Here is a 9716-nt window from a genome sequence, read left to right as displayed (position 1 = left end):
GCGGGAGCAAGAGCAAGCAGATCGCAGCCACCTATGAAACGGAGTTCCGCAGGTGCGAGTCTCGGATCTTTCCGGACAAAGCTTTCAGGTTGTCGCTCGGAACTGCGCTGACTAACCTCCTGGCCGTCGCTGCCAATTCAGCGACCGGATTTGACCGTCCGACTCGTAGTGCTTCTGTGCCAACATCGACTCAGGCGTTTTTTTTACGTCTGTTGTATCGTGTCGCGGCAGCTGTGCGCGGGATACCTTCGGGTATGCCGGTGTTCCTACGAGCCGGTCGGTCAACCCGCGTATAGCTGCCACCTTATTTCGTTTGACCGCGAATCGTGGCGGCTCCATTTTCGTAGGAGTTCCACCATGATCAAAGACAGCCCAAATCCTCCAAGCGCTTCAGACACCGATACCCGTTACGGGCTCTTCACCGTACGCGCCGATCTGGACACGGAAACCTTACTGGTCAATGCCTCCCAGGACTTGGCCTCTATCAGCAACATCGCCACCCATCTGGCCTTTGAAATCGACGGTGCCCAACGCAATGTCGCGCTGGGCATGTGTCGAATGCTTGAAGGCGTGCAACTGTTGGTGGACAGGGCATTGGATAAGTCCCACCCGGCTGTATGAGAGGTGGGAGCGACTGCTGCTTGGCGTTGATCCTGATGGTTGCCCGGGCGATCATCAGATGCAGCTGTTACGCCCGGCGAAATACTGAAGGAACGCGGTTAAAAATGTGGAGAGGGGGCTTGCTCCCGATGAGGGAGTGCAGTGATGCATCTATGACTGACCCACTGCCATTGGGAGCAAGCCCCCTCCCACACGTTGATCTGCACAGATCAGGTAGGCCTCCGTCTAAGCTAAGGCCAATATCAAAATATATTATTTATATCAATAAAATAATAAAAGTAGAGAATATTAGCTTATACCAAAACAGCATTATATTTTCAAAACCCATTCCGTTATGTTTGATCGCAACAGCCTACCCCTGACCTCGGATGGTACCCAGCGTAATCAAGATTCTGCGCGCCATAACGGGGTGATCATCCCGCGGCAGAATCGTTGGAAGGGAGCTCAACGTATGTTGCCGATTCAACCCCCACGCCACACCTAGCGCCAAATCGCCGCAACACCCCTCACAAAACCCGAGCACCGCGCACGACCGCGTGCCTGCCCGACTTCGCGATTTGCAACGCTGGGAGTAGCTATGAAGCACGTTTTACAACCCACCACGGTGCTGGCGCTGGCGATCCTGGGGAACACCGCGCAAGCCCAGGACGACAGCACCCTGTCCACCGTCGTCGTCACCGGTAACCGAGGCGCCGAACAACGTACCGTCACCAGCAGCCCGGTGCCGATCGATGTGGTCAGCGCCAGGCAACTGCAAAGCACCGGCAAGCCCGGTTTGATGGAAGCCTTGAGCGCGGTGATCCCGTCGCTGACCCTGCCGGAAAAAACCGGTTGGGACGCCAGCGGCATTGCCCGTGCGCCCAACCTGCGCGGCTTGAGCGCCGCCGAGGTGCTGGTGCTGGTCAACGGCAAGCGTCGCCATACCGCCGCCACCTTGAACATCAACGGCATCAACACCGGCGCCGCACCGGCGGACCTCGACCTGATCCCCATCAGCGCCATCGACCATGTGGAAGTGCTGCGCGATGGCGCCGCCGCGCAATACGGCTCCGACGCCATCGCCGGGGTGATCAATGTGATCCTCAAGGCCGACACCAGCGGCACCTCGGTGACCAATGCCGGCCTGGGCTATGACGGTAAAAAGCAGACCGTGCAACAAAGCCTCAACAAGGGTTTCGAGATCGGCAATGGCGGCATCCTGCAACTGGCGCTGGATGCGCGCAGCCAGAATGATGACAACAAGGCCAGTGCCAACGGCTACACCTACGCCCAGGCTTTGAACAGGCCGGCCGTGCCACCTATGGCGGCTACGGCACGCCCAAGACCAACCTGCTGACCCTGGGCTACAACGCCGAACTGCCCATCGACGACAGCTTCAGCCTGTACTCCTTCACCACCTACTCCCGACGCAAGGCCGAGCAGGGCCAGAATTTCCGCCTGCCGACCATCACCAACACCATCACCACCGGTCCCAATGGCTACCCCGGCGGCTATACGCCGACCTGGTACATCGACGAGGACGATTTCCAGGCCGCGTTCGGCGGCAAGGGTACGCTTGGGGAGTGGGACTGGGATTTGTCCAGCACCTACGGGCGCAACGAAGCGGAGCAGGGCACCACCCACAACCAGAACCCGTCACTGGGCGAGGCCACGCCCAATAGCTTTACCTCCGGCACCTGGATCAGCACCGAGCTGACCACCAACCTCGACTTCAAGCGCGGCTTCGATGTGGGCCTGCAAAAACCGTTGGACCTGAGCTACGGCTTCGAACATCGCCGCGACACCTATGAGGTCCGGGCCGGTGACTACGCCTCCTATGCCAACGGCGGTTACTGCGTGGCGCCGGGCAATTGCGCTTCCTCCGGGGCCCAGGTCACCAACGGCATTTCGCCGGATGAAGAGAGCAGCGCCTCGCGCAACAGCCTGGCCAGTTACGTCGATGTGGGCTTCAACCCGCTGCCGGACTGGTACGTGGGCACCGCGTTTCGCTATGAGCACTACAACCAGGGCGTGGGCGCCACCCGCAGCGGCAAGCTGACCACCCGCTACGACTTCACCCCGCAATTTGCCGTGCGCGCCACGGTCAGCAATGGCTTTCGAGCGCCGTCGTTGGCCAACAGCCTGTTCAGTGCGCGCTCCACCACCTATGGCGTAGTGAACGGGGTGTATCAGTCGATCAACTACGGGGTGCTGCCGGTGGGTTCGGCGGCCGCCAAAGCGCTGGGCGCCGAGGAACTCAAGCCCGAGCGCTCGACCAACTTCAGCCTGGGTTTCACCCTCACGCCCACCGACCGCCTGAACTTCACCGCTGACGCCTACGTGATCAACCTGCGCGACCGCATCACCCTGACCGGCACCTTGCTCGGCCCCGAAATCACCCAGGTGCTGCAAGGCAACGGCATCACTTCCACCTCCGGCGGCCAGTACTTTATCAACGGCGCCGACACCCGCACCAAAGGCCTGGACCTGGTCGGCAACTACAACCAGGACCTAGGCCCTTATGGCGCGCTGAAGTGGACCGCGGCATTCAACTGGAACCAGACCAAAATCCTCAACTACAAAGCGTCCACCACGATCCTCGGCACCGCCTACGACCTGATGGACCGCCAGGCGCGCAACCTGATCACCGGGGTGCAACCGAGCACCAAGTTGATTCTCGGCGGTGACTGGAGCATCGACCGTTTCAACCTCAACCTGGCCCTGACCCGCTACGGCGCCTACAAGGAGGTCAACGTCTCCGCCGACCGCGGCCTCGACCGGGTCTACAGCGCCAAATGGATCACCGACCTCGACCTTGGCTACAGCCTCACCAAGGACCTCAACGTGGCCATCGGCGCCAAGAACCTGTTCGACCTCTACCCCAAGAAACAAGGCGTGCCCAGCAGCACCATGCTCAGCAGCTATGGCACCTATTCGCCCTACGGTTTTACCGGTGGGTATTACTACACCCGCCTGACCTATGCCTTCTGAGGCCGAGGAATACAGCATGCCTATCGTCGCCAAATCCTATGACCTGATCGACACGCACCGCCCGGTTCGCCAGGCGCGCATTTCCACACCGATCAAAGCCCTGCGGGTGGTACCCGCGCGGCATCCCTGGCGCTGGGCCGGGTCGATCTTCGCCGCGCTGGTGCTGCTGGCCGTCGTGCATTCCCTGGCCACCAACCCGCGCTGGGAGTGGGGCGTGTTCGGCCAGTGGTTCTTCTCGCCGTCGGTACTGCGCGGCCTCGGCCAGACCTTGTTGCTGACCCTGTTGAGCACGCTGTTCAGCGTCATCCTCGGCACCGCGTTGGCCCTGGCGCGGCTGTCGGGCTCGCCGCTGCTGGCGGCGCTGGCCTGGGGTTATATCTGGTTCTTCCGCCTCGATGCCGGCGCTGCTGGTGCTGATCATCCTGTACAACTTTGCCTACCTGTATGACCACATCGTGCTCGGCGTGCCGTTCACCAGCGTGGTGTTCGCCGAGTGGTCGACGGTGGACGTGCTCAGCCAGTTCACCACGGCGGTGCTGGGCTTGAGCCTGATGCAGGCGGCGTACGCGGCGGAGATCATTCGCGGCGGGCTGATCGGTGTCGACGCCGGCCAGCATGAAGCGGCAGCGGCCCTGGGGCTGCCGGCGTCGCGACGGATCTTTCGCATCATCCTGCCCCAGGCGCTGCGCTCGATCCTGCCGTCGGGTTTCAACGAAATTATCGGCCTGGTCAAGGGCACCTCCATCGTCTACGTGCTGGCCTTGCCGGAGCTGTTCTACACCGTGCAGGTCATCTACAACCGCACCCAGGCGGTGATCCCGCTGCTGATTGTGGCCACCGTGTGGTACCTGATCATCACCACCGTGCTCACCAGCGCGCAGTACTACGTCGAGCGGCATTTCGCACGGGGTACGGCAAGAGTGCTGCCGCCCACGCCGGTGCAACGGGTGCGCCGCTGGTTCAAGGAGAAACACCATGGGTGAAACACACGCCGGGCGCATTCAAATCCAGGGCGTGGGCAAACGCTTTGGCAACCAACAGGTGCTCAAGGACATCGACCTGACCATCGACCCTGGCAAGGTTACGGTGATTCTCGGGCCCTCCGGCTCGGGCAAGTCCACCTTGCTGCGCACTATCAACCACCTGGAGAAGATCGACAGCGGCCACATCACCATCGACGGTGAATACGTCGGCTATCGACGCAAGGGCGACCTGCTCTTTGAACTCAAGGAACGCGAGATTCTCAAGCGGCGTATCGACGTGGGTTTTGTGTTCCAGAACTTCAACCTGTTCCCGCATCTCACCGCCTGGGAAAACGTCGCCGAAGCGCCCCTTGCCCACAAGCGCTGGGGCAAGGCCGAGGCGCAGGCCAAGGCGGGTGAACTGCTGGCCAAGGTCGGCCTGGCGGACAAGGTCGACGCTTACCCCCGCCAACTCTCCGGCGGCCAGCAGCAACGCGTGGCCATTGCCCGCGCCCTGGCGCTGGACCCGAAAGTGCTGCTGTTCGATGAACCCACCTCAGCCCTCGACCCGGAACTGGTGGGCGAGGTGCTCGACGTGATCAAGGGCCTGACCCAGCTGGGCGTGACCCTGGTGATCGTCACCCACGAGATCGGTTTTGCCCGCGAGGTGGCCGACCACGTGGTGTTTCTCTGCGACGGCCAACTGATCGAAGAGGGCCCGCCCGAACAGATCTTCGCCAACCCCGACATCCCCGCACCGCCGCCTTTCTCGGCAAGGTGCTTTAGTTAACGGAGTGACTGCCATGTCTATCAAAACCGCCCGCGTGGCCTGGTTGACGCTGGCCCTGAGTGCCGCGCACAGTGCATTCGCTGCCGTGCAACCGGTGGATCTGAGCCCGGACCGCGCGCGCATTCATGCGCCGCGCAACGCGGCGGCCATCGCGCAGATCCTGCCGGGCTTCAAGTTCGCCCAGCCGGGCAAGTTCACCGTGGCCGTGTCCGGCGTGGCCGGGCCGCCCCTGGCGCTGCTGGCCAGTGACGACAAGACCACCATCGGCAGCGAAGCCGACACCGCGCAGTTGATCGCCGACAGCCTGGGCCTGCAACTCAACGTGGTGCAGACCAGTTGGGAGGATTGGCCGCTGGGGGTCAGCTCGGGCAAATACGACGCCGTGATCAGCAATGTCACCGTGACCGAGGCGCGCAAGAAGCGCTTTGATTTCGCCACCTATCGCCAGGATGTGCTCGGCTTCTACGTCAAAACCACCAGCAGGATCACCGAGATCAAACAGGCGGCGGACATCGCCGGGTTGAAGATCATCGTCGGCTCCGGCACCAATCAGGAGAAAGTCCTGCTGGCCTGGAACGAGGCCAATGAAAAGGCCGGCCTCAAGCCCGCGCTGTTGCAGTACTTCGACGACCAGGCCGCCGCGCAACTGGCGGTGCAGTCGGGGCGCAGCGATGCGCTGTTCGGGCCCAACTCGGTGTACGCCTATTCGGCGGCGATCACCGGGGGTATCAAGCGCGTCGGCACGGTCAATGGCGGCTGGCCGTTGCAGGCGGATATCGCGGTGACCACGCGCAAGGACAATGGCCTGGTGCAGCCGATCCACACCGCCCTGCAAGGCGCAATTGCCGGCGGCCAATACGAGCAGGTGCTGCAACGCTGGGGCCTGGACGTGGAGCGTGTCGACGCATCGCAGATCAACCCACCCGGCTTGCCGGACTGAGGAGCAATGAGCATGGGACTGACACGACGTGAAGCGTTGTCGAGCATCGCTGCGGTCGGCGGTGAAAAGGCGGTCAAGGATGCACTCGCGGTGTTGGGGTTGGGGCCGTCATCGCACCGCCGCCCGCAACCGTTGCAACTCCAGGAGGGCCTGGGGCAGGGCACCCGCGTGCTGGTGCTGGGCGCGGGGATTGCCGGGTTGGTCACCGCCCTGGAACTCGGCCGCGCCGGGTTCGACGTACAGGTGCTGGAGGCGCGCGACCGCGTCGGCGGGCGCACCTGGACCCTGCGCCAGGGTGATCGCGTGGCCTACACCAATGGCCGCACGCAAACCGTGGCCTTCGATCCGGGCCTGTATTTCAACGCCGGCCCGGCCAGGATTCCGAGCCAGCACCGCACGCTCCTCGACTATTGCAGCGAACTCGGTGTGCCCCTGGAAGTGCTGGTCAACAGCAGCCACGGCGCCCAGGTACGGCCCGATCTGCGGCAACCGGCGTTCACGGTCGGCCAGGCGATCAACGATGCGCGCGGGCATGTGTCCGGCTTGCTGGCCAAAGCGGTGCAACGCGATGCCCTCGATGACGTACTGAGCGGTGAGGAGCGCACGCGCTTGCTGGGCTTTTTGCAGGTGTATGGCGACTTGTCCCAGGAGCTGGCCTTTGAGGGCACGCTTCGTTCGGGGCACTTGGAATCTCTTGCCCATCCCGGCGCCTTGCCGGCCAGCCGCGCACCGCTGGGGTTGGATCGGTTGCTGCATCCCGAGCTGTGGGGCGCGTTGCTGCACACCGAGTTCCCGGAATTTTCCGCGACCATGTTCCAGCCCGTCGGCGGCATGGACCGCATCACCGACGCCTTCTACCAGCGCGTGCGTGACCATGTGCAGTTGGGCGCGGTGGTTCGCCAGATTCGCCAACGGGATGACGGCGTGGCGGTGACCTACCACGACCGCGGCAGCGGCCGCGAACAGGTGGTACGCGCCGATTATTTGATCTCGACCCTGCCGTTGCCGCTGCTGGCCAGGCTCGACACCGACTTCAGCGAGCCGATCAAAGCCGCGTTGCACGGCACGCGCAACGACCAGGCGACCAAAGTGGCCTGGCAATCGCTGCGCTTCTGGGAAACCGACTACCGCACCTACGGCGGCCTGTCGTGGATCGATCACCCGGCGCGCCTGCTGTGGTACCCCAGCAACGACCTCAACACCCGCGACGGCGTGCTGGTGGCGGGCTATGTGACCGGCGAGGGCGCCGATGCGTTTGGCGCAACGCCTTTTGCCGAGCAATACGCCGCCTCCAAGGAGGCCGTGGAGCTGCTGCACCCCGGCAATTCAAAACACCTGCGCAACCCCTTGGCCGTGTCCTGGGAGCAGATCCCCTACAGCGAAGGCCCATGGCTGCAACGCGAACACTTTGCGGCCGATGCCAGCGCCTTGCTCGAAGCCGGCCACGGTCGCGTGTATTTCGCCGGTGACGGCCTGGTGCAAAGCGGCGTGGGCATCTGGCAGGAGTCGGCGGCCAACTCGGCGCGGCACGTGATTGCGCAACTGGCTGAACGGGTTACCCAACAACGACAGGTCGCGGCACTGGCCGCTTCTTAAGGAGACTCATCATGAGCGACAGCATCCAACGCACCAGCGTCGGTGATTTCCCGATCTCGCAGACCGTTACCGTACCGGCCTGCGCCAGCCTGGTTTTCGTCAGCGGCACCTTGCCCGACCTGGCCGACCCGAACGTGCCAGGGGTGTTTGGCGATACCGAGGTTCAGACGGTGTCGGTGTTCAACAAGCTGCGCCAGATCTTGCGCCAACAAGGCCTCGACCTGGGCGACATCGTGCAACTGCGGGTGTTTCTGGTGGGCGCCGAGCAGACCCAGGGCAAGCTCGACTTTGCCGGGTTGCAGCGCGGCTACACGCAATTTTTCGGCACGCCCGAACAGCCGAACAAACCGGCGCGCACGGCGCTGCAAGTGGTGGCTTTGCCGTTGCCGGGGGCGTTGGTGGAGGTTGAAGCGGTCGCCGCCAGGCCGGCCTGACAGCAACGGTGCAGGGCGTGCGCCGGGGCGCTGGTTATTGGGAGATTTCCTACACATAAGCAGGAAATCTCACCATTCTGATTAATGTTTTTCCTCCCTAGCATGGCCCCCGCTTGAACTCAGGCGGGCCCTTAAGGGCCACTCGAACCCAATGCTTAGGAGCCGAACCGTGAAAATGACGAGTGTCAGTAACTACCTGCGCCGCTCGGCTTTCGCCGTCATCGTCGTGAGTGCATTGGCGGGCTGCGCCGCAACGCCTCTGCCCGCAGAAAAAATCTCCCTGGCCCGTGACTCGGTAGAGCGCGCGCTGTCGGCGCAAGCCACTCAATTCGCCCCGCTGGAACTGAGGACAGCCCAGGACAAATTGGCGCGCATGGAGCAAGCCATCGGGGAAAAGAACTCGGTCCAGGTCCACACGTTGGCCGAGCAGATCGAAGCCGACGCCAACCTGGCCGAAGTCAAGGCCAATGCCGCGCGTAAACAACAGGTCTTGAAGCAGGCGCGGGAGGGCATCCAGGTGCTCAAGCAAGAAATGCTCAACGCCCCCGCGACCACCCACTGAGGACTTTGCCATGCGTGCCATTTTTTTCATTCCTGCCCTGTCGGTCCTGAGCCTGGCGTTGGCCGGTTGTGCGACTGCGCCGGAAAACCCGCAACTGCTGCAAGCCCGCAGCCAGTTCTCCGACCTGCAACAAAAGCCCGAGTCCAATACCCTGGCGGCGGTTGAAACCCGTATTGCCGCCAACGCGCTGGACCGCGCCAATCAACTCTCCCTGCACAGTCGCACCGACCCGCAGGTCAACCAGTTGGCCTACCTCGCCACGCAGAAAATCGCCCTGGCGGAACAGACCATCATTGGTCGCACAACCGATGCCCAGCTCGACAACATCGCGGCCGACCGCACCCAGGTACAGCTTGATGTGCGCACCGCGCAGCTCAAGGCTTTGCAGGCGATGAAGGCCAAGCCGTCCGAGCGTGGCCAGGTCATCACCTTTGGGGATGTGCTGTTCGATACCGCCAAGGCCGACCTCAAGCCCGCCAGCGCGCGTGATCTTCAGGGGCTGGCGGATTTCCTGTTACAGAACCCGGAGCGCCAGGTGCGCGTGGAAGGTTTCACCGACAGCACGGGGGCTGATGCTTTCAACCAGAGCTTGTCCGAGCGACGTGCCCAGGCGGTCGCCCGTGGCCTGCAACGGCTCGGCGTCGCGGCCGAGCGCGTGACGGTAACCGGTTACGGCAAGCAGTTCCCGGTCGCTGACAACCTGAGCGCACACTCGCGCCAGCTGAACCGCCGCGTGGAAGTGATCGTGTCCAACGGTGCCTCGGCGGTCAGTGCTCGCCGCTGAGTCTCGACGCTCATGGACGAGCCCTTTGCGTAGCCGCTGCGGGGTCTTGGCGCGGCT

At 63.1% G+C, this 9716-nt stretch carries 6 protein-coding genes and 3 pseudogenes; all 9 read left to right on the top strand.

The features are described 5' to 3' along the window. The first annotated feature begins 357 nt into the window (after positions 1 to 357). Positions 358 to 621: a DUF6124 family protein gene (locus tag AB4O25_RS08810; RefSeq protein WP_017528238.1), complete on the top strand. Its 264-nt coding sequence runs from the start codon at positions 358 to 360 to the stop codon at positions 619 to 621. Positions 622 to 1198: 577 nt separating this feature from the next. Continuing rightward, positions 1199 to 3591: pseudogene (locus AB4O25_RS08805) on the top strand (TonB-dependent receptor plug domain-containing protein). 16 nt (positions 3592 to 3607) lie between these two features. Next, positions 3608 to 4574: pseudogene (locus AB4O25_RS08800) on the top strand (amino acid ABC transporter permease). After that, positions 4567 to 5339: pseudogene (locus tag AB4O25_RS08795) on the top strand (amino acid ABC transporter ATP-binding protein). The pseudogenes AB4O25_RS08800 and AB4O25_RS08795 overlap by 8 nt, the downstream one beginning before the upstream one ends. 17 nt (positions 5340 to 5356) lie before the next feature. Continuing rightward, positions 5357 to 6283: an ABC transporter substrate-binding protein gene (locus tag AB4O25_RS08790; protein ID WP_460150766.1), complete on the top strand. Its 927-nt coding sequence runs from the start codon at positions 5357 to 5359 to the stop codon at positions 6281 to 6283. 12 nt (positions 6284 to 6295) lie between these two features. Then, entirely contained in the window at positions 6296 to 7879 is a 1584-nt protein-coding gene (locus tag AB4O25_RS08785) for a flavin monoamine oxidase family protein (protein ID WP_460150765.1), read from the top strand. Between the two features lie 11 nt (positions 7880 to 7890). Continuing rightward, positions 7891 to 8313 carry a RidA family protein gene (locus AB4O25_RS08780; RefSeq protein WP_017528244.1) on the top strand — a complete coding sequence of 141 codons (423 nt, stop codon included), beginning with the start codon at positions 7891 to 7893 and terminating at the stop codon, positions 8311 to 8313. Between the two features lie 175 nt (positions 8314 to 8488). Then, a complete protein-coding gene (locus AB4O25_RS08775; RefSeq protein WP_223271400.1) occupies positions 8489 to 8875 on the top strand; it encodes a DUF4398 domain-containing protein in 387 nt (128 codons plus the stop codon). Between the two features lie 10 nt (positions 8876 to 8885). After that, the gene (locus tag AB4O25_RS08770) at positions 8886 to 9659 is read left to right on the top strand and encodes an OmpA family protein (protein ID WP_065877601.1); all 774 of its coding nucleotides are present in this window, start codon (positions 8886 to 8888) and stop codon (positions 9657 to 9659) included. Positions 9660 to 9716: the final 57 nt, after the last annotated feature.

The organism is Pseudomonas sp. S3_A03 (genome assembly GCF_054668275.1).
Note: the sequence above shows the minus strand (reverse complement) of the source record. Positions and strands in the feature narration are given on the sequence as shown.